The sequence below is a fragment of the Paenibacillus sp. NRS-1782 genome, from assembly GCF_050467685.1.
GTDB classification, from domain to species: Bacteria; Bacillota; Bacilli; order Paenibacillales; family Paenibacillaceae; genus Paenibacillus; species Paenibacillus terrae_A.
Genome location: NZ_JBITPH010000004.1, coordinates 43,009 through 62,801, shown reverse-complemented (window position 1 = coordinate 62,801; position 19,793 = coordinate 43,009). Strand labels below are relative to the sequence as shown.

The following is a 19,793-nucleotide window of genomic DNA, read 5'->3' as shown; positions in this document are numbered from 1 at the left end:
AAAACACAAAGGAGCTAATACCATGGGAAACAAGAAAAAATCTATGCGTGACCTTGTTGGGAAAATCACTCAAGAGGGCAAGGTAATAACTTTTGCCCAATACGTACACGAGTTATCTGGGAGTGAAGCTATTTATCGGGAACCTGACTATTTCAGAAAGATTTTAACAACAGCACTTCACGCTGGTGAATCAGACAGTTCGGACGTCGTAGACATTCTGGCGCCTGTTGTAACTGAAATTCTGCTGGATACAGTGCAAGTAGATCACAAGTCATATATCAGCATTGTAGAGTCTGTTATTGCTGCATATGATCGCATGGCTGCTCAAACGGCGCGTGAAGCTGCGGAATTGTCAGAGCACGAACGTAACTTGATTGAACACATCCGCACGCTAGACTTTGACGACATGCTGAACGTGTTGGATGGTATTAAAGCCATGGCAGAGGACTTGTCTACTAAATCAATCCTGCATGCAAGCAGAAACAACGCTAAGACTGCTCAAGCCTTTAAAAGCCAAGCTGAAAACATGGACAAGTTGGAGCAACTTCTAGGCAACGCAAATGATGAATACCGGAATGACATTAATATGGTACCGGATGATGTGTCTATTAAGAAAGGAGAATGAACAATGAAGTTAGATTCATTTGGTAGAGACACTGAGTTATTGAAAGAAACAGCGCGATCAATACAGAACACAATCGCTGAACAAAGGTTGACTGTTTCGGAAGCGATGGAAGTCCTGGATAGGGCCAGAACCTCCATCATGAACAATACAAAGGTTTCTTTTAAAGATCGTCAAGAGAACTAGCTGTTATCCTGAATTGCTCGTTCGTACTTGCTAAGGATGTTGTAGAAATCTTTCTCATACTGCTCTTTGGCATAAGCGTAGTGACAAAGCAGGCTTTCATGTAATTCAAAGCCTTCAAGAACGCCTCTTGATTCTTCATCCGAAACTTTTTTGGCATATTCTAATGCTAATTCATGACAAAGTTTCTGCTTTTCTTCATCGGTAATGTTATTTAAAAATCGCATTTCTAGCACCTCCTTTCACGTTAGATGGAGCATAGACAACTACCATCATACACAGAAAGGAAAAATCTTGAAAGGATGATATACATGAAACACAAACTTGCGCTCATAGAAGCTTTTGACGATTGCCTTAGACGCAATGTAAGTAAGGAGCAGTTACAGCAGTTTATTGAACGGGCGCGGCGGTACTGGAATGGCAACGCGGAAATGCTGGCTGTTGTAGAAGGATTGGTTGAAGGGGTAAGGATAGAAACCATTTAAGGGAGCTGAGTGTGTATGGACATCTTACAACAACGTATTGCCAAGTTAGAAGGTATGTATGATGCACTGGCAAACAATCCGGAGTGGGTAGACCGGGAAATATCACAAAAATCATTTAGCTGGCTGTCAGACGAAATTATGGATCTACGGGCTTTGCTACCAGCAGATAAAAGAGCGGCATCATGATATGGCGATGGTGGCGTAAACGTCCTGTAGTAGTCACCAAGGATCTTAGTGGGCTGAGTGTACTGACAGATGAACATCTGGAATATCTAGGCACATTGTACGAGCGGGAGCCGGAATATGGACTTATCAAAAGCCGTATCACCTTTGGATGTTATGTGGAGCTTACACAAAAAAATCATGTGGGAGGGATAACATGTGGTCAAATGCGGCTGCGGCGCAGGAGCCAAATACCTCGTTTACGAACATGAAGAACCACATTGTAAGAAATGCATGTTGGATGCTGTGGAATGCAAAAATCAGGTCCTAGTGAGGGTGATTGACGATGCATATGCAAACTCGTTGCAAAGGTAGTAATGATCGAATAGATTTGCTTGCATTATCAATGGTTGGTGGGCGAGCTATAGAAAACGAAAAAGGAAAATTGATATTCGTATTCAGTTCTGACGTTGCTTATTGGGAATATCGCCGTATTCGGCGGGAACAAAAGGAGGGGGGCAAACGTGAAAACGCCGTTAGAACAAGCTATCCAAACGCTGGAGGAACTTCAAGCTGACACGGAGATACGCGGGAAGTCACTGAATAACATTGTAGAACCATTACTAATCTTTCGGGATGGTAAATTGCAAAATGTCTTAGAAGCATTGTATGACGTGCGTAATGGTCTGGAAAGAGAAACGACTCCGGTTGCAGCCAGAGTCGAATCAGAAACTTTTAAATAAACATTTGTGGTCACTATATCAAAATTTTAGGAGGATGTAAATATGAGTTTTGATGATCAGCAACCCGTGGACTACCAAAATTACTTGCCGGAGGCCCCACCTTCGTTCAGATCGACGACTACAGAAATGGCGACAACGCGCCAAACGGAGGAAGTAAAAGCCGCTATTTTTATGGCGAAGCAGTTTCCCCGCGATCAGCAGGCATCTTTTAACCGTATCATGCTTTCTTGCCAGCGGAAGAAGCTTGCAGAAGAGGCCGAATATGAATATCCGAAAGGTGGCAGTAAAGTATCTGGTCCTTCTATCCGGCTGGCTGAGGTTTTGGCGCAGTCTTGGGGGAACATTGATTACGGTTTGATCGAGTTAGAGCAACGGAACGGCGAGTCTAAGGCTATGGCCTATGCATGGGATATTGAAACGAATACTCGCCGCCAGATTGTTTTTACAGTCAAACATGAACGTAAGGCGGGGAGCACCACAAAGCAACTCACTGAAGCACGCGACGTTTACGAGGTTGTAGCAAATATGGGCAGCCGCAGGATGCGTGCTTGCATCCTTGGTGTAATCCCGGGCGATATAGTGGACGCAGCCCTTGCAGAGTGCCGCAAGACGTTGGTAAACAGCTACACAGAACCGCTTGCTGACCGTGTAAGGAAAGCATTCCAACAGTTCCAAGAGAAGTATGGTGTTAACAAAGAAATGATTGAAAAGTGCATCGGATGCGCACAGGATGCATTCACCGAAAATGACTACCTTCGTATCGGGAACATCTGGAAGTCGCTCAGAGACGGTATGGGCAAGAGAGAAGACTATTTTGACTTCGGGACGGTCCATGTTCCTAGTGCTGCTGAAATGGAGTTCAAGGCGCAACAGGAATCGGAAAAAGCGAAGGCGGATGGTGACCCTGATGCTACTGAATGAAGAAAACTATTACTCTCAGGAGGCTAATTTAGCCTATTGGAGTAACAGCCAGTATAAGGAGTTCCGGGACTGCGAAGCACGAGCCATGGCTAAGCTCCAAGGTTGGGAGGAACCAGCCACAGACGCGCTCTTGGTCGGCTCCTATGTGCATGCGTATTTTGAAGGGCCAGAAGCTTTTCAAAGATTTAAAGACAGCACCCCTGAAATAATATCTTCACGTGGTACATCCAAAGGGAAACTCAAATCGCAGTTCCAGTACGCCAACAAGATGATAGAAACCATAGAGAATGACGCACTTTGCATGTTTGTTCTGCAAGGAAAAAAAGAGGTTATTATGACTGCTAGTTTTGCCGGAGCGAATTGGAAAATCAAAATGGATAATTACGCATTAGAACGCAATCGGTTTTCGGATATTAAAACGGTTCAAGAAATTCATAAGGAGTCCTGGGATCAAGAGAACGGTTATGTGTCTTTCGTGCAGCAGAACCATTATGTCACACAGATGGCCCTGTATGCGGAGATCGAACGCATTGTACAGCAACGTGACGGCTGGATTGAACCTATCATCGTTGCAGTATCCAAACAGGACCCCCCAGATAAAGAGGTTATAGGGATAAATGGTTTTGACATAAAACGCGAACTTGAAGGTATAGCGGATAACATGCCGCATTTGATCGAAGTTAAAGCAGGCTTGGTAAAACCACGCCGTTGCGAACGCTGCCGCTACTGCCGGGAGACGAAACAACTCAATCAAATAATCCACTATTCGGATTTGATTAATAGGTAGGAGGTGAACAGTTTGCATGAATTCTTACCTTATCCCAAGTCTCAACAAACTCAAAGCAAGCGTGTGAAGCTTACACAGAAGCAGAGGGGTGATATCAGCACAAAGGTAGATAAACAGCTTAAAGCGCGGTCACACGGCTTGTGTGAGCTTTGTGACAACGCATTGGCTACAGAGCGTGCTCACTTAATCGGACGTAAGCACATTAACCATAAAACGAGAGTAACGGACTTATTACATCTTTGTACAAAATGCCATGACTGGTTAGATGAAACGCCTGAAGGAATACGGGCGCGGAAATGCATGGCTATGCTTGTTCACAACACTTCCGAGAAATTCCCGGAAATTCCCGGAACTTCTGAGAAACACACGGAGCCGAAGGGAAGCGTTAGAGATGGCTGAAAAGCGAATGATTTCAAAAGTGATATCAATATCAGAAAAAGTGAACATGTTGCCTGAACTTTTCGACATGCTGCTGTTTACATGGATGATTCCACATACAGACGATTTCGGTCGTCTGGCGGGATCGCCTGCGAAAGTGAAAGCTTTAGTAGTGCCGATGTTGGATAAGACACTGGCTGAAATTGCTGATTCTCTAAGGAGATTAGACAAAAACGGGCTGATTGTTTGGTATGAAACGGAAGGCGAAAAGGTCGTTCAGGTGATCAATTTTGAGAAACATCAACAGGGTTTACACAAGCGAACGAAGTCAAAGTTCCCGGACATTCCGGGAAATTCCGGGAACTTCCCAAAAATTCCTCCTGAACTGAAGGGAACTGAACTGAAGGGAACTGAAGGGAACAGAACAGAAGAGAAGGGAAGGGAACAGATTTCGCCTGACGGCGACAGTGGCCTTAATCCTTATCGTTATTATGAAAATGGTTTTGGAGTTATAAGCCCAGTTGTTCGAGATAACATAAACGACCTATCAAAAGAATACGGTGACCTTTGGCTTTGTGAAGCTATGAAAATAGCAATTTTAAGAGGCAAACGGAATATGGCTTATGTTAATGGCATTTTAAAAAGATGGCATGCAGATGGAATAGACGAGCCTTGGAAGGAGGAACAAACGAATGAAAAGTCTGAAGGATCAACTAAAGGGTCTCAGTCCCGAAGAAATGGCGGCAGAACTGCTGAAGCGGCTGAGAGCGAGTTCGCCTTCCTCGACCGACAAAACCGAACCGGAGCCACCGAAGAACCACCGATGTGAAAAATGCCGGGATGAAGAAGGTTTTCTAACCCGTGTTAAAACCGGAGACGGCCCGTTTGATTACCGTGATGTCTGGCGAGATTGTGAGTGCAAAAAGGAAAGGGTGGCAGAAAGGATGATGAAGTCTAGCCGGATCACACCGGAGTTCCAGAAGAAGACCTTCGGCAACTTTATACAGGCTGGTAGACCGCATACAGTTGTGGAAGCCTACAATGCGGCGTACAACTGCGTTCGTGATTTGGATGACCAAGGAGTACCCAACAGCAGTATCGCGCTCCTAGGCCGTCCCGGATGCGGCAAAACACATCTGCTTATGGCGGTTTCCAATAATCTATTAGCTAAAGGAATACAGGTGCTATATTTCCCCTTTGTGGAGGGATTCAACGAGATTAAAGCCAATCTGGACACGCTGGAGCAACGCATACACCAAATGCAACAGGCAGACGTGCTTTATATAGACGATTTGTTCAAGGGCAGGGAAAAGGCAACGGATTTTGTAATTGAGCAAATGTTTGCCATCATCAATTATCGCTACCTCGAACGGAAACCAATCCTTATCAGTTCAGAGAAAACAATAGCTGGCTTATGTGAGATCGACGAGGGCATAGGCAGCCGGATCAACGAAATGTGCCGTGAATACTTAGTGGTGTTAAAAGGCGGAATAGAACTGAATTACCGATTGCGTGACGGACTCCAATAAGAAGGGAAGAAGATAGATGGATATTAGATTTTGTTATCGAGTTTCTGCTGAAGCGGGGATGGCTCACAACACAGAAACAGGTGAACAGGTTGATACCTTTGCAGAATTCAAGTTGTGTGAGGTGGAACGGGAACCGGATGATTATGAAGCAATGCACCGGAGCTTGGGTTATCGTTTGGCACGTCAGATGGAAATTGATTCACAACACATCACCCCAATTAGTCAATCTGAATACGACACAGAAATGGGAGACGACGAAGATGAATCGTGATGAAGTAATAGCTAAATGGAATAGTATGCATCCTTGTTTAGCAGCTCTTATAGCCACCCAAGGAGAGGGGATAGGGGAATGACAAACCTTGAACAAGCAAAGTACCAATTGTCACACTTATTAGGTAGAGCGCAATTTTTAGCAGCGATGGTAAACCTGAATACCCAAGGATGGGCGGAAGTAAAGTTTGCCCCCATGTACTTGAATGTAAATTGCGACTTTGCCCCTAGAAAAAGCAGCTATGACTCCAAATGTAATGAAGTAACTGGAGAGTATATCAATGTTGATGAATATATAAGAACGGGTGAATACTCAGACCCTAGCAGCATTCTTTACAAAGGCAGAGTATGGAATGAGCATCCACCTAGGGATATAGATAGTCCCCTTCAGTACATCACCACCGCGACACGGAAACTAAGAAGCTACAATGCAGTCCTTGAAAGCTTCCTGACTGACAATGAATTTAGTCTGGAGAATCATCCAAGCGTATGGCCATACGAAGAGACCATCAAGTACACAGTCTATGGATTAAGATAGCGCTGCTAACTAACTCAGCCCCTAAAGGGCAAGGAGAGGAATAAGGGATATGAAAGTATGGCATTCATCATCAAGTGAAAGCAAACCGTGTGTTGTATGTGGCAAAAAAACCGCTCATTACAAAGTGTATGACCAATCAAACATGGAACTCAGAATTCCGCTATGCGATAGCATGGATCGGCCTAATTGTTATTCAGAGTTTGATATAAAGAGAATGGCGGCACGGTTTTTGACAGATGTAAAGAAAACAGTTCGAGCGGATGCAGCACTGAGGGGAGAGGATACCCCATGAATCCAATAGACCCCTACGACCTCATAGATAAGGATTACAGCGGGTTTCTACGTATAGGCAGGGAAACGTATGGACTGGCTGAAAAGGAGGCTGAGAACGAACGTGAGACCGTTTAAAAGCATGTCAGGAGCGGAATTGGTCATTGCGGCTTACGACGAATCCAAAGATTATGACTATCGCATTGAAGCAGCCAAAGAAATCTACCGGAGGGCGGGTGTGCCTGATGCAAGGGGAATACAGCAAACTAAAAAATAAACGCAGTAACATTTATCTGGCATGCGAGGAAATGGATTTTACTTGGGATCAGCGTCAAGTACAGCAATTTGATGAAATGTGGGAGTCGGGAATGAGCTTACAACAGATCGGGAAAGAGTTCGGACGCGACCCAGACGAAGTTGTGTTGTTGGCTGTAGACCGAGCGAGAAAATCAATCATCCATAACCGTTCGGGTGGAGCATTGGGGGCGATGGCGTGAATAAGTACAACGCAAAGAAAACCATTGTTAATAACATTCAATTCGACAGCAAAACGGAGGCTAAAAGGTACGCCGAACTCGAAATTTTAGAACGTGGCGGAATCATAAGTGATCTGAACCTACAACCGGGATTCACACTGCTTGAACCATTTACCAAGCACGGAAAAAAGATAAGGGCTATAACCTATAAAGCAGACTTCATGTACAAGGAAGACGGAAATACGATAGTCGAGGACGTGAAGGGCTTTGCGGCTAGGGATTTTCCGTTACGAAGAAAATTATTTGACGCAAAATTCCCTGATCTAATATTGCGGGTGATAACCAATAAAAAAGGTGGATGGGAAGAAATCTAACACACCATTGAAAAGGAATAATAAATCATATAACAACGATAATTAAACACTAAAATTAATACCGAGGTGAACGGTATGAAACGACAAACGAAGTATGATCGCGAGAAAAGATGGGTGCGGAAAGCCGAGAAAAACGGCATCAAAAAGGAATATTTTATTCAACGTGTAGAGCAATACGGATGGAGCATAAAAGACGCATGCACCGTGCCAGTCGGGGAAAAACGCCGGAAAAAAGCTTAGCCCCCAAGGGCAGAGAGGACATAAAACATGTCCGTAAAAAATATTGAAGGGATGGATTATAAATGGATTTAAACAAAATTATCAATAACACATTGGCAGAGATTCAACATGAGGGATTTGTAGAGCAGGTTGTTAAGAAGCGTGTTCAGGAGACGATCACCAAAATTGTGGACGATGTGTTCGGAACGTGGGGTGACTTTAAAAAGAACTTGGAAAAGGAAGTCGAGTCCAGTTTAAAAGTAAACTTTTCTGAACTTGGTCTTTCTGGATATAACCAATTGGTTCTCAGCACTGTTAAGGAAAGTTTGGATCAAGCTTTGCATATTCAGGGTGTTGAAAAAATGAAAGAACGTATGGACGATCTTCTCTCTAATGCCAAGCCTGAATATAAGCTTTCGGAGCTGATTAAAGAATTTAAGGAATCCGTAAATGAAGATCATGAATATGACGATGAGGAGATTTCTTTTCACGTAAGGAATCATAGCCACATCATATTTATTGATTTTGATAAGGAATCTGGCAAGCGGGAACACAGTTGCGAATACGGCATAACTGTTTCCAAGGAATCAGGAACAGTTAGCAACGTTAGATTGCGATCCGATTACAGACCAGACCGGGAAATGGACAAGAAAAATATCTTGGGTGGGTTTTACGGATTTGAAGATACATTGTTCAAAATGTTTGCTGCTGGTTCTAAATTGATCGTTGATGAGGAAGCTGTATACATGTATTACGAATCTAACGATTAAAAAGTTCAGCCCCATAGGGGACAAGAAGGAGGGGCAGCACAAGTGCCCAAAATAACTACCAAAAGAACCGGAGCGTTCCGCGATGAAGAATGTACGTGCGAATGCGGCAATAAACACGAGCTATACGGCGGTGAAGGGTACAGGACCGTTGTTTGCGAAGCTCATTCTAACGGAAGTGTAGGCGGAGGTTATTACATCCACACGGTGGCGTGCAATAAATGCGGTGCGCCCAGTGAGCTTGTACTTTAGATAGATCATTTAGGAGGCTTAGCCCTCCATAAGGGGGAGAGACACATAATGACAAAACGAGTTTTAGACGCTTGCTGTGGGAGCCGTATGTTTTGGTTCGACAAAGAACACCCAGACGTTGTATATGCGGACAACCGAGAGTTGAGCGACACACTATGTGATGGACGGGCACTTAATGTCGCGCCGGATGTGATTGCGGATTTCCGCAGCATGCCTTTTGCGGATGAATCATTTTACATGGTTGTGTTTGATCCGCCACATCTTTTACAGGCTGGCACCGAATCCTGGTTGGCCAAGAAGTACGGGAGGCTGAACCGGGACACATGGCGGGAGGACTTGAAGCGCGGATTCGCGGAATGTATGCGAGTTCTCAAGCCAAACGGCACACTGATATTCAAATGGAATGAAGATCAAGTAAGTCTTTCAGAGCTTAAAAAGCTGTTTCCACAGCCACCGTTATTCGGTAACAAACGGAGTAAGACGCATTGGATCGTGTTCATGAAAGGTCAGGAATAACGAGGGGGGGCATCCCCTATACCAAAGGAGAGATAACGTGACCAATAAATCGGATTTTGAGTTTGTGCTTTATTACAAAGGCAAGCGCGTTAAAATAATGTTTTTTAAAAGCAGCTTGTTGAGAGCCTTAAAAAAGGCCCGAAGCCTGCTCGATCCTAAAAAATGTGATTGCATTGAAATATACAGGGACGACCTGTTCAACCGCACATGGATAAAAGAGTACAGTTTAGCCACCCACATATAAAGGAGAGAGATACATGTCACTAACAAGGAAACAAATAATGGCTATGGAGCCGGGTCGTGAAATGGATGTGCACGTAGGTAAATTAGTTTTAAATGTAGCGCCAGAAATTAAGTGGTGGGTTGTCAATGAGGAAGAGACTGTTATTTTCGGGGATTGCAACTACAAGTCAGAAGCGGAAGAGCGGCTTGATGAGTTGGCAGCGATGCACGAGGATCATGGGATTAAAATTGTGCGCAAAGAATTGTTTCGCAATTATTCGGGATCATTGCCTGCGGTGTGGGAAGTCTTAGAACATTTCAAGATCAGAGGCTATTTGTTCTCGATTAAAAATCAAGTAGGTGGTAATTATGAATTTTCGTTGACTGATTGGGGTGGGACGTGCTCTTTCTACCAGTTTGCTTGTGAATCTATCACTGAGGCAATCTGCAAAGTAGCACTGCTGTCTTGCAAACCAAGGGATGAGGCATAACAGCCTCTTACCCTATAAAGGAGCGATATACAATGTCCATCATTCCGTGGGTTCCGTCGAACAAATGCAATCCAGAGGTGGAAGGGCAATACCTTGTTTCTGATGGGGAGCATGTAGACGTAGCTGTCTATCAGTATGATTCTTGGGAAAAAGCTTTTGAGTGGTATCCACCGGATATGAGTCCTGTGGCCCGAGAACAAATTACGCATTGGGCAATTATAAATCTGCCGGGAGAGGCATAACAGCCTCTTACCCTATACCCCAAACAAATACCAAAGGAGCGATTTAGAAATGGAAAACGTGAAATTGTCTGAACTGCCAAGTGACACAATGTTGAGCTATGAGGATGCACATTACACGCTGACTCCAGAGCAATTGCGCGAACAAGCAAAAGAGGACGGAGACCTGCTGCTGCACACATGGTATATCGCCACAGAGCATCGTTGGCAGCCTGACGCCAAGTATATGCTTCGACAGTACATCGAAACGCAATATGACGAAATGTACGAAGATTGGGATGAAAGGGCGTTTGATTGCTTGAAACAAGAGCATTATGACCGTATTCAGGCAGTGCTTGATGATGCGTTCAGTAGCAACCATGCTACGAAATACTGGATGCTGGATGGCCCGGAAGTGGTTATTGACACACTAGATTAAAACAGGGGGCTAATACCCCCTATATAAAGGAGCGATAAGCATGAGAGATATTAAATTCCGTGGTAAACGACTGGATAACGGAGAATGGGTATTCGGAGATATCTGGCAGCATAACGGCAGGGTGGACATCGTGGACGATAGAGCACAGTCACATCCGGTAGACCCTGAAACAGTAGGTCAGTTCATAACTCTTCCGAATTACGGTGTATGGGAAGATGACATTTACGAATTTACAAGACCCTGGTCAAATGGTGCGCTGGAACGTGGAGTTGTGAAATACACTGAAAATGCAGAATGGGCAGTAAATGCATGGATGTTGACAGGAATTTATGATCATGGCAAACCAATAGGCAACATACACGATAACCCGGAGCTGCTACAGCCCCAAGGAGGCGGTAAAGGTGAGTGAAGTAATCAAACGTGACCAAAACGGATACAAGATATACCCTCTGCCGGATGGATCGGAAGTGCTTTGGGCGGAAGAGGACAGAGTTTTGTTCCGCCGTTCCAACCCCGAAAGCATGCCGTTAACTATTTATCCTGACGGAGTGTTTGAAGACCTTTTTGCCCTGGTAGACTCACTCCAGCAGCAGATGGCAGAGAGGGACCGGACAATAGCCCAACTCAATGTTGCTATAGAAATACACAAGGATAATGTACACGACTGGAATCGTACCATAGATAAAATGGTGGTCGAGGCAGCCGGACTACGTAAGGCACTGGAAGAAGCGTACTCACGTTTTCATTCAATCTCCGAGCTGAGTGAAAGCCAATTCGCTGCCGATCACTCAGAGGCAGGAATGAAGGCAATAGCCCCGCTTATAGGGGAGTAACCCACCAATACAATACGCTCAGGCAGCGTGCAGGAGCGTCTATACACTAACTTGTAAGAGATACTTACGAGTTGGTTATTAGAGAGGATTAAGCCTATACAGGGTACAGGGTGTAGGTAACAACTGTACCCACTAAGGGAGGATATATAGATGGCTAAAAGAGTTTGTCATCACTGTAAAACAGACCTGCCGCCAGAAACGGCACATTATGATATCAATGATGAAGTATACTGCACGGATTGCGTCACTGCCCATCCATACACATCGTACAGCTATTACATTAACGACGAGTATGTAGGCGGTTCGGAAGATGACCATACACGTTACGTAGAATCCCTTGATGACGAATATGAAGGCGAAGAGGATGGGGAGGAACAACAATGACAGATAAACACTATGTAGATAAAAATAGTATCCGAAATTGGATTATTAGTGAAAAGACAGAGTTTAAAGATGGGGAATCCAATTATGCAAGAGGTAGAGCGGATGGTTTGGAACTACTGCTGAGGCTTTTAGATGGAGGCAAGTTTCATCCAGACCCACCACAGCAGCAAGATATCAAAAGGAACGATAAGGTGACACATACAGAACATCCAGAATGGGGATGGGGAAAAGTGATCCTCATAAAAGATGCGACTGGTCCAGAAGCTGGGATTCTATTTTCCAATCATAAGGGTACAGACGGATACTACCCTTTCGACAAACTCCAAAAGGTAGAAGGTGAAGAGGTATGACAGAACGTAACTGGCAAGAGGATATGAAAATGTGTGAGAAGGCTACAAGAGGTCCATGGATGGGCTTTGACGATAGTGATGGTCATTGTATAGGAACGAAGGATATCCATCCACAATTGAAAGCTCATGCGCCTGTGGTAACGCTGGCAACGTCTGTGCGTGGCAAGTCAATATATATATCGCAGAACGATTCTAATTTTATCTTAGCAGCCCGTGAAGCCCTTCCTTACTGGCTCCAACAGGCTAAAAAAGAGGAAGTAAGGGCAGAAGACATGTGGAGACAAGCGCAGGATTTTAAAGCCGACTACGATCGTATATTGGATGCGTATACTAAAAAATCATGCGAGGTTGAATCCCTTATACAACAAAAGGATGCAGAGATAGCCGCAGCCGAGAAAGCATATGAAGGGTTACAAGCAGACTGCGTAAGCCGTGGGGAGTATGAAGCAATGCGTAAGAAGCTGGAGGCCAAACAATGAAAGAATGGTGTATGGAACATCCATGGATGACTCTGTTTATTATACTGGCCCTGTGTGATGCTCTTGGTAAATGGGGTGCAAGCCGATGACCTACACATATACCACTATATTAGCTGCTGTACTGTTTTTTGTGGGTGTAGTGCAAGTAGATAGGTATATGCTTATAGAGAGGTTTCAACCAGACACATTAAGCGAAGGAAGGATTGCTGATGTCGGCTAACAATGAAAGAGTGACCGCCACTACACACTGGGTATGGACAGCCAAAGCAGAGCGTAATAATGCTACACGGTCCGTTGAAGGGCAGGCGATATGGTCGCATTATCTCCACGAAGCACCGCGTAAATGGCTGGATGAGGGACTTATACAAGATTCAACAGAGTATGTAGATCCTGGTCAGGTTGATTTGTTCGAATTGATATAAAAAGGAGAGGCAAGATGGGGGCGATAGAACAAATGGAATTATTCCCAAGCATCACAGAAGCCGATAAGAAGGCTGTACGCAAACTGCTGGGCAATTACCCTAAGATGAGCCTTACCGTCGAATCATTAGGCCGTAAGGAGTCTCTGACGGCGGAAGAAAGGCAAGTCTATCAGGAGTGGAGCAAGTTGATCACCGAATTGGACATGGCAATCAATCTAATCCTAGACGATGAGGTCAAAAAGATTATTGAGCATCGCTTCATTAAAGCGCGCAAATATAAATTTACAGTCATCCTATTTCAGAACCATGGAATGAGCGTTAACACCATTGACCGCCGAATAGACGAAGGAGTCAAAAGTATAGCAGAAACCTTGAAGCTATGCGGAATTCTGGGGGTAAGTCGGGGGTAACATGGGGGCTTTTTGGGGGAGAAACCATTTTAAAGTAGGGACATAGGGTTAACGCCCGGGTGTCCCTGCTGCCCCTTACCACGGCAGGACTCGTCCACGCTTAAAGGCACTGCTTTGAACACAGGGTGATAGAGCACTTGTTGCGGTGGTGTGGAAGCGGGGAAGGAAAGGGTTGGATTCCTTTTCAGGCACTCCGCCCGGGCGCTATAGAAATACGGGCTTTTAATATGCTCCTTTAACTCAGTGGTAAGAGTTCGGTTCTTATACAGCCGCGGTCCTTGGTTCGATTCCAAGAGGGAGTATTGTAGATGTGGTGGCGGAAGAGAGACGCTACAACGTAGGATGACACCTGCATACTAAAGGCTGATAGCCTCGACGATCCTGCAAGGGGATAGAGGGACATACTGCTCAGTGCGCGCAAGGGGAAGCCCAATATGTGGCCGCGAACAAGGATAAATCCTTGCATCCTTTAGGGGCACCCGTAACGCACAGCGGTAGATCGGTAGGCGCAACGGCAAACCTCCTGATTCTCCACAATAGCATGTAGAGACAATCAAACAGAAAGAGGGTGGGTGATATGACATGACAGAGAAGAAGCTAACAGAGAAGCAAAAGAGGTTTATCGACTACTTTGTTGAGACAGGGAATAGCACAGAAGCGGCAAGACGGGCAGGTTATAAACAACCACACGTACAAGGTGCTCAGACCTTAGATAAACTTAGAAGTTTGATAGACGAAAAAATTGCCGCCAAAGACGGCGAACGGATCGCCAAACAGGATGAAATACTGGAGTTCCTGAGTGAAGTTATGCGCGGGAAGGTGAAGGAAGAATACCCTCTTGGCATGGGCATGGGTGAACAATCACTTGTTGAGAAGGAACTGGACGGCAAGGATCGCATAAAGGCCGCTGAACTGCTTGGCAAACGATACGCCATGTGGACTGATAAGCAGCAGGTTGACGGAAGCGTTGGCGTAGTAATAGTGGACGACTTAGGTGATGAAGATGACAGCCCTCAAGGTTAAGCTATCTGAGAAGGTTACGCCACACTTTCAAAGCTTCTGGCGTGTGTCCAACTCACATAAATACCTGAAGCACGTGCTTAAAGGCGGTCGCGCATCCGGCAAGTCGGCTCACATAGGACTGAAAATCGTTAAGGACATGATGAAATATCCAGTGACTACCCTATGCATCCGTAAGGTTGCCCGTACGCTTGAGGAATCGGTGTTTGAGCAGCTTAAAGAGGCGATAGAGATACTTGGGGTATCTGAGTATTGGCGAGTGGTTAAAAGCCCGTTGCAGCTTGTCTACATCCCCCGTGGCAATAAGATAATATTCCGTGGTGCGGATGATCCGACAAAGATCAAGTCAATCAAGATGTCCAAGTTCCCAATAGCCTTCCTTTGGATAGAGGAAATGGCTGAATTCAAAAATGAAGATGAAGTATCCACCATTGAGAAGTCCATTCTGCGTGCGAAACTGCCGGATGGTCTTTTTTATGCGTTCTATTACTCTTATAACCCACCAAAGCGTAAGCAGAGTTGGGTCAATAAACTGTATGAGTCACAATTTATACCTTCGAACACGTATATTCACCATTCTACCTATTTGGACAATCCATATCTGTCCAGAGAAAGTATCGAAGAGGCGGAGGAACTAAAACGTACCAGGTTCCAACGTTATGAGTGGGAGTATCTAGGAAAAGCGATAGGGAGTGGTGTTGTGCCGTTCGATAATCTTACATTCCGAACGATAACGGACGATGAAGTTAGTTCGTTCGATAATATTCGCCAGGGAAATGACTGGGGTTACGGTGTTGATCCGGTGGCGTTTGTTCGCTGGCATTATGACAAGACTCGCCGGAAGATATACGCCTTGGATGAAGTATACGGCGTGAAGATAGCTAACCGGGAGCTGGGCGAAAAGCTCAAGAAGAAAAAGTATGACCAGCAGCTCACCATAGCGGATAGTGCAGAGCCGAAGTCGGTGGACGAATTAAAAATGCAGTTACATTGCCGCTTCAAGGGAGCTAAGAAAGGTCCGGGTTCAGTGGAGTATGGTGAAAAGTGGCTTGATGATCTGGAGGAAATCGTCATTGACCCAGTTCGTACGCCAAACATTGCCCGAGAGTTTGAGAACATTGACTATCAGACAGACGCAGATGGCAATCCACGGACTCGGCTGGATGACAAGGACAATCATACTATCGATGCTACACGGTACGCCTTTGAGGACGATATGAGGCAACCAGGTATTTCGTTTGATTAATACAGGAAGGAGGTTACACATTGAGCACCACACAAGACATCATTCGCATGCTTGAAGCAAACTCCCCGATGACTGATATGGAAATCGCTATGCAAGAGATAACCACATTTAAGAGTTCACTTAAAAGAGAGCTTATGTTACTGGGGCAGGCATACTATGAAAACAAAACCAAAATTATGGAGAAGAAGCGGACTGTTATTGGTGAGGGTGGAGTAAGGCAGGAAGTCCATAATCTCGCTAACAATAGGCTGATACACGGATTTATTCGTAAGCTTGTGGACCAGAAGACAGGATATTTGCTTTCAAAACCTTTCAGCCTTCAAACAGACGGGCCGGAAGAATACAAGAAGCGCCTTGGAGACTACTTCGGCAAGGACTTTCAGCGGACACTTAAAAACGTAGGCAAGAACGCTATTAATAAGGGTATAGCTTGGCTACAGGTTTATTATACCGAAACTGGCGAACTTGCTTTTAAGAGTATACCAAGTGAGGAAATCATCCCGCTGTGGAAAGATTCGGCGCATACAGAATTGGATGCTGTAATTCGATTCTTTGATGTCGTTTACTATGAAGCTAAAACCAAGAAGACCATTACGATAATTGAGTTTTGGAGTTCAAAAGGGGTTTTGCGATTCACTCAGGACAAAATTGTGTCACATGATTTCAAGCCAATAGGTGAAGTTGGAGATCACTTCACCGCCACGGTAAATGGCAAAGAAATGTCGTTGAACTGGGAGCGTCCGCCTTTTGTTGCGTTCAAGTACAACGACGAAGAACAACCGCTTATAGAAATGATCAGAACCTTGGTGGATGATTATGATTTGCGGATGTCGGAGAATGCGGACAATATCGAGGACATGCCAAGCAGTATTATAGTGCTGAAGAATTACGGTGGCGGAAAGTTGGAAGATGCACGGCGTAACTTAGCTCAATTACGTATGGTTAGGGTTGAGGCAGACGGCGGCATTGATACGTTAGGTATCGACATCGACACTACAGCTCTAAGCAATCATATCGCTGAATTGCGGAAGAGTATTTATGAGTTTGGACGCGGTGTTGACACGCAAACGGACAAGTTTGGGAATAACCCTTCAGGTATAGCCCTACGTTCGCTTTATCAGGATTTGGATCTGGATGCAAATACGATTGAAACGGAATTCCAAGCATCGCTTGAGCAGCTTCTTTGGTTCGTGGATCAGCACCTGTACAACACGACAAGCGTTGATTACTCCACGTATGATGTAGAATTCATTCTTAACCGTGACGTGATGATTAATGAAACTGAAGCCGTTGAGAATGTCAAAAACAGCGTAGGGATATTATCTGAGCAAACCAACATGGCAAATCATCCTTGGGTCACCGATGTCCAGGCCGAAGAAGAACGCAAAAAGAAAGAAGCTGTCGAAGCCTTAAAAACAGTGCAAGACCAGCCTTATGGGGGTACAGGTGGTAATCCTCCTGAATCAGCACCGAAACAGGATGAACAATCATGAAGTCCGAGGAATACTGGTCAGGTCGTATGGATGCTCTTAATGAGGCGCAGCTGGGCAAAGGTGATGCTTACGTTAAGAAGATGGAACTGGAGTATGCCAAAGCTAACGCATCCATTCAGCGGGATATAGACACATTCTATCAGCGGTTCGCCAAGAACAACGAAATAGGGCTGGCAGAAGCGCGGCAGGTGTTGAAGGCTGGTGAACTCAAAGAGTTTAAGTGGACGGTTGAGGATTACATTAAAGCCGGGCGGGAAAACGCGGTCGATCAAAGGTGGATGAAGGAATTAGAGAATGCGTCTATCAGAGTGCGTATGACTCGCCTAGAGGCTCTACAGATGCAGATGCGCCAACACGTCGAGGTATTGACTGGAAAGCGGCAGACAGGCGCTAAAGAGCTTATGGGCGACATATACAAGGATGGGTACTATCATTCTGTGTTTGAGCTCCACAAAGGCACAGGGCTAGGTGCTACATTCTCGAAACTGGACAAGCGGCAGATCGAGGCGGTTATATCGAAGCCTTGGGCGGCTGATGGATCTAATTTTAGCGCTCGTATCTGGAAAGATCGAGACAAACTGGTGCATGAGCTTCAAACCGTGCTTACACAAGGCATGATACGCGGAGATACGCCAGACAAGATGATAAACGCCTTATCTGACCGTATGGGCGTTTCCCGTTCAGCAGCGGCCCGGATCATTCAGACCGAATCAGCCTACTTTGCAGGCCAGTCTCGTATGGATGCCTATAAGGAGCTGGGCGTAGAGCAATACAAGTTTACGGCTACCCTAGATAAACGCACATCATCTATCTGCCGACACATGGACGGAGAGGTATTTGCGGTATCCGAGGCTGAGGTAGGAGTCAATTACCCACCGTTGCATGCTTATTGCCGCTCTACCACGATTCCACATTATGAGGACAATGTACAAGAGCGAGTTGCGAGGGACGAAGATGGTAAGAATCAGGCTGTACCGGGTGACATGACTTATTCCGAATGGGAAAAGGAATATGTTAAGCCGAACGCACCGAATGAACCCACGGAAAGCAACGTTCCTGACCCTGAGGTTGAAGAACCTGGAGGCAGCTTTAATCGGAAGTACAATCCTAAAGCATCCTACCATGTTGATCTGCCAAACGTATCCGAACCGGTATTGGAAAAGTTGGCTGAGGTTAACCGCAGCCTTGCCCGGGAAGGTCACAAAGCAGGCAAAGAAATCATGGTTATTATGGATCAGACAGCAGGCAAGAAAATCGGCAGAGCTGATGGAATTATAAACAAAGTTACATTTACTCCTGAGATACACGATACACTTATAAAAGCGCCACCGAATAGCGTGATCCTGACTCACAATCATCCGAGAGGAACAAGGGTTAACGTTAAGGATATTCGCAACATGGCAATTTATCCGGCTATATCTAGCCTGCTTGCAGTTGGGCATGATGGCGGAGTAAGTGGAGTATCATCTAATGGTAAAGCCGCTGACCTTATCGTATTTAATAATGTGCTTGAATCTACTGCTATGACCGCTCTTGAGCAGTTACAATCAGCAGAAAACTATGCTACAATGTCAGAAACAGCCAAGAATGAGTATATGGATTATCTATGGCTACAGTTAATAATTAAGAAACTGGGGTGGGCGTATGTCGAAGACTTCCAAGCAGCCAAAGCGGACTATCGGTTTAATAGATGATACGCCGCTGAAACTGGATTTTACCAAAACGTCTAAAGAAATAGCTGCTGACATGCTAAGGCAAGTCAAAGAGCCGTTTGAAAAACAAAATAGTAAGGATTAAAGCCTGATTGCACATTGGATGCAGCAGGCTTTTTATTTTGCGAAAAAATACAAGGAGGGGCAGACATGAGTGGAATTGTAAAGGCAGACGCACTTTCCAATGCTGAGGTCATTGACATTTTAAAAGAGAAAATAGGGTTTGCCGGAGAACCTACATCGAACATTGAATGGCAGTATGAACTAAACAAGACTGGAAAGCTGATTATTGATGATCGGACTACTCTTTATGACGCCGAACGAGCTGCACTAATAACCATTGACTTGGCAACAGCATTTTACATCCCGTGGCCGCCGATTATTAATTTTAAAGTGATAGTAAGCAAACATGAATGGCCGCGTATTGAGTCAGCTACATTGCCTATATCTCCTACAGGATGGGCCGCTATAAAAGCGGAACTACCTTATTAAGTTTCTAGGTAAATCACCGCCGTTTGGTATTGTGGGCGTAAAACACAAGACATCACTGGACGCGACCAGGGAAAAAGCGAAGATGAAGGA

35 protein-coding genes and 1 tRNA gene are annotated in these 19,793 nt (G+C 45.0%); 35 read left to right on the top strand and 1 reads right to left on the bottom strand.

Translation table 11 applies throughout. The annotated features are described in order from the left end of the window. The first annotated feature begins 22 nt into the window (after nt 1-22). Both ACIFQM_RS01175 and ACIFQM_RS01170 read left to right on the top strand, forming a co-directional pair. Nucleotides 23-625 (top strand): hypothetical protein, encoded by a 603-nt coding sequence (locus ACIFQM_RS01175; RefSeq protein WP_430046691.1) that lies wholly within the window; start codon nt 23-25, stop codon nt 623-625. A 3-nt stretch (nt 626-628) separates the two neighbouring features. Next, a complete protein-coding gene (locus ACIFQM_RS01170) occupies nt 629-808 on the top strand; it encodes a hypothetical protein (protein WP_430046693.1) in 180 nt (59 codons plus the stop codon). On the opposite strand, the gene ACIFQM_RS01165 is transcribed toward ACIFQM_RS01170, so the two are convergent. Then, the gene (locus ACIFQM_RS01165; RefSeq protein ID WP_430046695.1) at nt 805-1,032 is read right to left on the bottom strand and encodes a hypothetical protein; all 228 of its coding nucleotides are present in this window, start codon (nt 1,030-1,032) and stop codon (nt 805-807) included. The genes ACIFQM_RS01170 and ACIFQM_RS01165 overlap by 4 nt on opposite strands. An 84-nt stretch (nt 1,033-1,116) precedes the next feature. On the opposite strand from ACIFQM_RS01165, the gene ACIFQM_RS01160 reads away from it, so the two are divergent. The 33 genes from ACIFQM_RS01160 (at nt 1,117) to ACIFQM_RS01000 (ending at nt 19,703) form a co-directional block, all read left to right on the top strand. Next, nucleotides 1,117-1,290 carry a hypothetical protein gene (locus tag ACIFQM_RS01160; RefSeq protein ID WP_430064912.1) on the top strand — a complete coding sequence of 58 codons (174 nt, stop codon included), beginning with the start codon at nt 1,117-1,119 and terminating at the stop codon, nt 1,288-1,290. Between the two features lie 15 nt (nt 1,291-1,305). Continuing rightward, complete coding sequence (locus ACIFQM_RS01155; protein WP_430064910.1) at nt 1,306-1,476, top strand: hypothetical protein; 171 nt, start codon at nt 1,306-1,308, stop codon at nt 1,474-1,476. A gap of 500 nt (nt 1,477-1,976) precedes the next feature. After that, a complete protein-coding gene (locus ACIFQM_RS01150; protein ID WP_430064908.1) occupies nt 1,977-2,195 on the top strand; it encodes a hypothetical protein in 219 nt (72 codons plus the stop codon). Between the two features lie 42 nt (nt 2,196-2,237). Further along, nucleotides 2,238-3,116: a hypothetical protein gene (locus tag ACIFQM_RS01145; protein ID WP_430064906.1), complete on the top strand. Its 879-nt coding sequence runs from the start codon at nt 2,238-2,240 to the stop codon at nt 3,114-3,116. Then, nucleotides 3,103-3,903, top strand: coding sequence for a PD-(D/E)XK nuclease-like domain-containing protein (locus ACIFQM_RS01140; RefSeq protein WP_430064904.1), 801 nt, complete (start codon nt 3,103-3,105; stop codon nt 3,901-3,903). The genes ACIFQM_RS01145 and ACIFQM_RS01140 overlap by 14 nt, the downstream gene beginning before the upstream one ends. 12 nt (nt 3,904-3,915) lie before the next feature. Beyond that, nucleotides 3,916-4,302 (top strand): hypothetical protein, encoded by a 387-nt coding sequence (locus ACIFQM_RS01135; protein ID WP_430064902.1) that lies wholly within the window; start codon nt 3,916-3,918, stop codon nt 4,300-4,302. Next, complete coding sequence (locus tag ACIFQM_RS01130; RefSeq protein WP_430064900.1) at nt 4,295-5,110, top strand: DnaD domain-containing protein; 816 nt, start codon at nt 4,295-4,297, stop codon at nt 5,108-5,110. The genes ACIFQM_RS01135 and ACIFQM_RS01130 overlap by 8 nt, the downstream gene beginning before the upstream one ends. Further along, nucleotides 5,019-5,810 (top strand): ATP-binding protein, encoded by a 792-nt coding sequence (locus ACIFQM_RS01125; RefSeq protein WP_430064926.1) that lies wholly within the window; start codon nt 5,019-5,021, stop codon nt 5,808-5,810. The genes ACIFQM_RS01130 and ACIFQM_RS01125 overlap by 92 nt, the downstream gene beginning before the upstream one ends. A gap of 16 nt (nt 5,811-5,826) precedes the next feature. Next, nucleotides 5,827-6,081 carry a hypothetical protein gene (locus ACIFQM_RS01120; protein ID WP_430064898.1) on the top strand — a complete coding sequence of 85 codons (255 nt, stop codon included), beginning with the start codon at nt 5,827-5,829 and terminating at the stop codon, nt 6,079-6,081. A gap of 78 nt (nt 6,082-6,159) precedes the next feature. Then, a complete protein-coding gene (locus ACIFQM_RS01115; RefSeq protein ID WP_430064896.1) occupies nt 6,160-6,618 on the top strand; it encodes a hypothetical protein in 459 nt (152 codons plus the stop codon). A gap of 394 nt (nt 6,619-7,012) precedes the next feature. Then, nucleotides 7,013-7,165, top strand: a complete 153-nt coding sequence (locus ACIFQM_RS01110) for a hypothetical protein (RefSeq protein ID WP_430064894.1) — start codon at nt 7,013-7,015, stop codon at nt 7,163-7,165. Between the two features lie 31 nt (nt 7,166-7,196). After that, the gene (locus ACIFQM_RS01105; protein ID WP_430064892.1) at nt 7,197-7,385 is read left to right on the top strand and encodes a hypothetical protein; all 189 of its coding nucleotides are present in this window, start codon (nt 7,197-7,199) and stop codon (nt 7,383-7,385) included. After that, nucleotides 7,382-7,738, top strand: a complete 357-nt coding sequence (locus tag ACIFQM_RS01100) for a DUF1064 domain-containing protein (RefSeq protein ID WP_430064890.1) — start codon at nt 7,382-7,384, stop codon at nt 7,736-7,738. Before ACIFQM_RS01105 ends, ACIFQM_RS01100 begins: the two co-directional genes overlap by 4 nt. 75 nt (nt 7,739-7,813) lie before the next feature. Continuing rightward, nucleotides 7,814-7,978, top strand: coding sequence for a hypothetical protein (locus ACIFQM_RS01095; RefSeq protein WP_430064888.1), 165 nt, complete (start codon nt 7,814-7,816; stop codon nt 7,976-7,978). A gap of 62 nt (nt 7,979-8,040) precedes the next feature. Further along, nucleotides 8,041-8,727 carry a hypothetical protein gene (locus ACIFQM_RS01090; protein WP_430064886.1) on the top strand — a complete coding sequence of 229 codons (687 nt, stop codon included), beginning with the start codon at nt 8,041-8,043 and terminating at the stop codon, nt 8,725-8,727. Nucleotides 8,728-9,024: 297 nt separating this feature from the next. Continuing rightward, nucleotides 9,025-9,492, top strand: a complete 468-nt coding sequence (locus ACIFQM_RS01085; RefSeq protein WP_430064884.1) for a class I SAM-dependent methyltransferase — start codon at nt 9,025-9,027, stop codon at nt 9,490-9,492. Nucleotides 9,493-9,529: 37 nt separating this feature from the next. Next, nucleotides 9,530-9,736, top strand: a complete 207-nt coding sequence (locus ACIFQM_RS01080; protein WP_430046734.1) for a hypothetical protein — start codon at nt 9,530-9,532, stop codon at nt 9,734-9,736. 13 nt (nt 9,737-9,749) lie between these two features. Continuing rightward, nucleotides 9,750-10,205 carry a hypothetical protein gene (locus tag ACIFQM_RS01075; protein ID WP_430046737.1) on the top strand — a complete coding sequence of 152 codons (456 nt, stop codon included), beginning with the start codon at nt 9,750-9,752 and terminating at the stop codon, nt 10,203-10,205. A gap of 32 nt (nt 10,206-10,237) precedes the next feature. Beyond that, nucleotides 10,238-10,447 (top strand): hypothetical protein, encoded by a 210-nt coding sequence (locus ACIFQM_RS01070; RefSeq protein ID WP_061829343.1) that lies wholly within the window; start codon nt 10,238-10,240, stop codon nt 10,445-10,447. A gap of 49 nt (nt 10,448-10,496) precedes the next feature. Next, nucleotides 10,497-10,862 carry a hypothetical protein gene (locus ACIFQM_RS01065; protein WP_430064882.1) on the top strand — a complete coding sequence of 122 codons (366 nt, stop codon included), beginning with the start codon at nt 10,497-10,499 and terminating at the stop codon, nt 10,860-10,862. A 40-nt stretch (nt 10,863-10,902) separates the two neighbouring features. Then, entirely contained in the window at nt 10,903-11,271 is a 369-nt protein-coding gene (locus tag ACIFQM_RS01060; protein ID WP_430064881.1) for a hypothetical protein, read from the top strand. After that, a complete protein-coding gene (locus ACIFQM_RS01055; RefSeq protein WP_430064879.1) occupies nt 11,264-11,695 on the top strand; it encodes a hypothetical protein in 432 nt (143 codons plus the stop codon). The genes ACIFQM_RS01060 and ACIFQM_RS01055 overlap by 8 nt, the downstream gene beginning before the upstream one ends. Before the next feature lie 150 nt (nt 11,696-11,845). Next, nucleotides 11,846-12,079, top strand: a complete 234-nt coding sequence (locus ACIFQM_RS01050) for a hypothetical protein (RefSeq protein WP_430064877.1) — start codon at nt 11,846-11,848, stop codon at nt 12,077-12,079. Further along, nucleotides 12,076-12,429 (top strand): hypothetical protein, encoded by a 354-nt coding sequence (locus tag ACIFQM_RS01045; RefSeq protein ID WP_430064875.1) that lies wholly within the window; start codon nt 12,076-12,078, stop codon nt 12,427-12,429. The genes ACIFQM_RS01050 and ACIFQM_RS01045 overlap by 4 nt, the downstream gene beginning before the upstream one ends. Beyond that, nucleotides 12,426-12,908, top strand: a complete 483-nt coding sequence (locus ACIFQM_RS01040; RefSeq protein WP_430064873.1) for a hypothetical protein — start codon at nt 12,426-12,428, stop codon at nt 12,906-12,908. Before ACIFQM_RS01045 ends, ACIFQM_RS01040 begins: the two co-directional genes overlap by 4 nt. A 209-nt stretch (nt 12,909-13,117) precedes the next feature. Further along, nucleotides 13,118-13,330, top strand: a complete 213-nt coding sequence (locus ACIFQM_RS01035) for a hypothetical protein (RefSeq protein WP_430064871.1) — start codon at nt 13,118-13,120, stop codon at nt 13,328-13,330. Between the two features lie 14 nt (nt 13,331-13,344). Next, nucleotides 13,345-13,740, top strand: a complete 396-nt coding sequence (locus tag ACIFQM_RS01030; protein ID WP_430064869.1) for a hypothetical protein — start codon at nt 13,345-13,347, stop codon at nt 13,738-13,740. A 229-nt stretch (nt 13,741-13,969) separates the two neighbouring features. Further along, a tRNA-Ile gene (locus ACIFQM_RS01025) sits at nt 13,970-14,042 on the top strand. A 280-nt stretch (nt 14,043-14,322) separates the two neighbouring features. Continuing rightward, on the top strand, nt 14,323-14,763 hold the full coding sequence (locus ACIFQM_RS01020; protein WP_430064867.1) for a terminase small subunit: 441 nt from the start codon (nt 14,323-14,325) through the stop codon (nt 14,761-14,763). Further along, entirely contained in the window at nt 14,744-16,006 is a 1,263-nt protein-coding gene (locus ACIFQM_RS01015) for a PBSX family phage terminase large subunit (RefSeq protein WP_430064924.1), read from the top strand. Before ACIFQM_RS01020 ends, ACIFQM_RS01015 begins: the two co-directional genes overlap by 20 nt. A gap of 20 nt (nt 16,007-16,026) precedes the next feature. Next, nucleotides 16,027-17,499 carry a phage portal protein gene (locus tag ACIFQM_RS01010; protein WP_430064865.1) on the top strand — a complete coding sequence of 491 codons (1,473 nt, stop codon included), beginning with the start codon at nt 16,027-16,029 and terminating at the stop codon, nt 17,497-17,499. Further along, complete coding sequence (locus tag ACIFQM_RS01005) at nt 17,496-19,193, top strand: minor capsid protein (RefSeq protein ID WP_430064863.1); 1,698 nt, start codon at nt 17,496-17,498, stop codon at nt 19,191-19,193. Before ACIFQM_RS01010 ends, ACIFQM_RS01005 begins: the two co-directional genes overlap by 4 nt. Nucleotides 19,194-19,361: 168 nt before the next feature. Continuing rightward, entirely contained in the window at nt 19,362-19,703 is a 342-nt protein-coding gene (locus ACIFQM_RS01000; RefSeq protein ID WP_430064861.1) for a hypothetical protein, read from the top strand. Nucleotides 19,704-19,793 lie beyond the last annotated feature (90 nt).

What these genes read in the sequence shown, in the direction of transcription:
- ACIFQM_RS01160 (WP_430064912.1), top strand. Translation starts at nt 1,117, where the DNA reads ATGAAACACAAACTTGCGCTCATAGAAGCTTTTGACGATTGCCTTAGA.
- ACIFQM_RS01125 (WP_430064926.1), top strand. Translation starts at nt 5,019, where the DNA reads ATGGCGGCAGAACTGCTGAAGCGGCTGAGAGCGAGTTCGCCTTCCTCG.
- ACIFQM_RS01145 (WP_430064906.1), top strand. Translation starts at nt 2,238, where the DNA reads ATGAGTTTTGATGATCAGCAACCCGTGGACTACCAAAATTACTTGCCG.
- ACIFQM_RS01065 (WP_430064882.1), top strand. Translation starts at nt 10,497, where the DNA reads ATGGAAAACGTGAAATTGTCTGAACTGCCAAGTGACACAATGTTGAGC.
- ACIFQM_RS01015 (WP_430064924.1), top strand. Translation starts at nt 14,744, where the DNA reads ATGACAGCCCTCAAGGTTAAGCTATCTGAGAAGGTTACGCCACACTTT.
- ACIFQM_RS01115 (WP_430064896.1), top strand. Translation starts at nt 6,160, where the DNA reads ATGACAAACCTTGAACAAGCAAAGTACCAATTGTCACACTTATTAGGT.
- ACIFQM_RS01060 (WP_430064881.1), top strand. Translation starts at nt 10,903, where the DNA reads ATGAGAGATATTAAATTCCGTGGTAAACGACTGGATAACGGAGAATGG.
- ACIFQM_RS01155 (WP_430064910.1), top strand. Translation starts at nt 1,306, where the DNA reads ATGGACATCTTACAACAACGTATTGCCAAGTTAGAAGGTATGTATGAT.
- ACIFQM_RS01120 (WP_430064898.1), top strand. Translation starts at nt 5,827, where the DNA reads ATGGATATTAGATTTTGTTATCGAGTTTCTGCTGAAGCGGGGATGGCT.
- ACIFQM_RS01105 (WP_430064892.1), top strand. Translation starts at nt 7,197, where the DNA reads ATGGATTTTACTTGGGATCAGCGTCAAGTACAGCAATTTGATGAAATG.
- ACIFQM_RS01075 (WP_430046737.1), top strand. Translation starts at nt 9,750, where the DNA reads ATGTCACTAACAAGGAAACAAATAATGGCTATGGAGCCGGGTCGTGAA.
- ACIFQM_RS01165 (WP_430046695.1), bottom strand. Translation starts at nt 1,032, where the DNA reads ATGCGATTTTTAAATAACATTACCGATGAAGAAAAGCAGAAACTTTGT.
- ACIFQM_RS01045 (WP_430064875.1), top strand. Translation starts at nt 12,076, where the DNA reads ATGACAGATAAACACTATGTAGATAAAAATAGTATCCGAAATTGGATT.
- ACIFQM_RS01050 (WP_430064877.1), top strand. Translation starts at nt 11,846, where the DNA reads ATGGCTAAAAGAGTTTGTCATCACTGTAAAACAGACCTGCCGCCAGAA.
- ACIFQM_RS01085 (WP_430064884.1), top strand. Translation starts at nt 9,025, where the DNA reads ATGACAAAACGAGTTTTAGACGCTTGCTGTGGGAGCCGTATGTTTTGG.
- ACIFQM_RS01090 (WP_430064886.1), top strand. Translation starts at nt 8,041, where the DNA reads ATGGATTTAAACAAAATTATCAATAACACATTGGCAGAGATTCAACAT.
- ACIFQM_RS01005 (WP_430064863.1), top strand. Translation starts at nt 17,496, where the DNA reads ATGAAGTCCGAGGAATACTGGTCAGGTCGTATGGATGCTCTTAATGAG.
- ACIFQM_RS01020 (WP_430064867.1), top strand. Translation starts at nt 14,323, where the DNA reads ATGACAGAGAAGAAGCTAACAGAGAAGCAAAAGAGGTTTATCGACTAC.
- ACIFQM_RS01170 (WP_430046693.1), top strand. Translation starts at nt 629, where the DNA reads ATGAAGTTAGATTCATTTGGTAGAGACACTGAGTTATTGAAAGAAACA.
- ACIFQM_RS01130 (WP_430064900.1), top strand. Translation starts at nt 4,295, where the DNA reads ATGGCTGAAAAGCGAATGATTTCAAAAGTGATATCAATATCAGAAAAA.
- ACIFQM_RS01175 (WP_430046691.1), top strand. Translation starts at nt 23, where the DNA reads ATGGGAAACAAGAAAAAATCTATGCGTGACCTTGTTGGGAAAATCACT.
- ACIFQM_RS01095 (WP_430064888.1), top strand. Translation starts at nt 7,814, where the DNA reads ATGAAACGACAAACGAAGTATGATCGCGAGAAAAGATGGGTGCGGAAA.
- ACIFQM_RS01035 (WP_430064871.1), top strand. Translation starts at nt 13,118, where the DNA reads ATGTCGGCTAACAATGAAAGAGTGACCGCCACTACACACTGGGTATGG.
- ACIFQM_RS01000 (WP_430064861.1), top strand. Translation starts at nt 19,362, where the DNA reads ATGAGTGGAATTGTAAAGGCAGACGCACTTTCCAATGCTGAGGTCATT.
- ACIFQM_RS01140 (WP_430064904.1), top strand. Translation starts at nt 3,103, where the DNA reads ATGCTACTGAATGAAGAAAACTATTACTCTCAGGAGGCTAATTTAGCC.
- ACIFQM_RS01040 (WP_430064873.1), top strand. Translation starts at nt 12,426, where the DNA reads ATGACAGAACGTAACTGGCAAGAGGATATGAAAATGTGTGAGAAGGCT.
- ACIFQM_RS01070 (WP_061829343.1), top strand. Translation starts at nt 10,238, where the DNA reads ATGTCCATCATTCCGTGGGTTCCGTCGAACAAATGCAATCCAGAGGTG.
- ACIFQM_RS01030 (WP_430064869.1), top strand. Translation starts at nt 13,345, where the DNA reads ATGGGGGCGATAGAACAAATGGAATTATTCCCAAGCATCACAGAAGCC.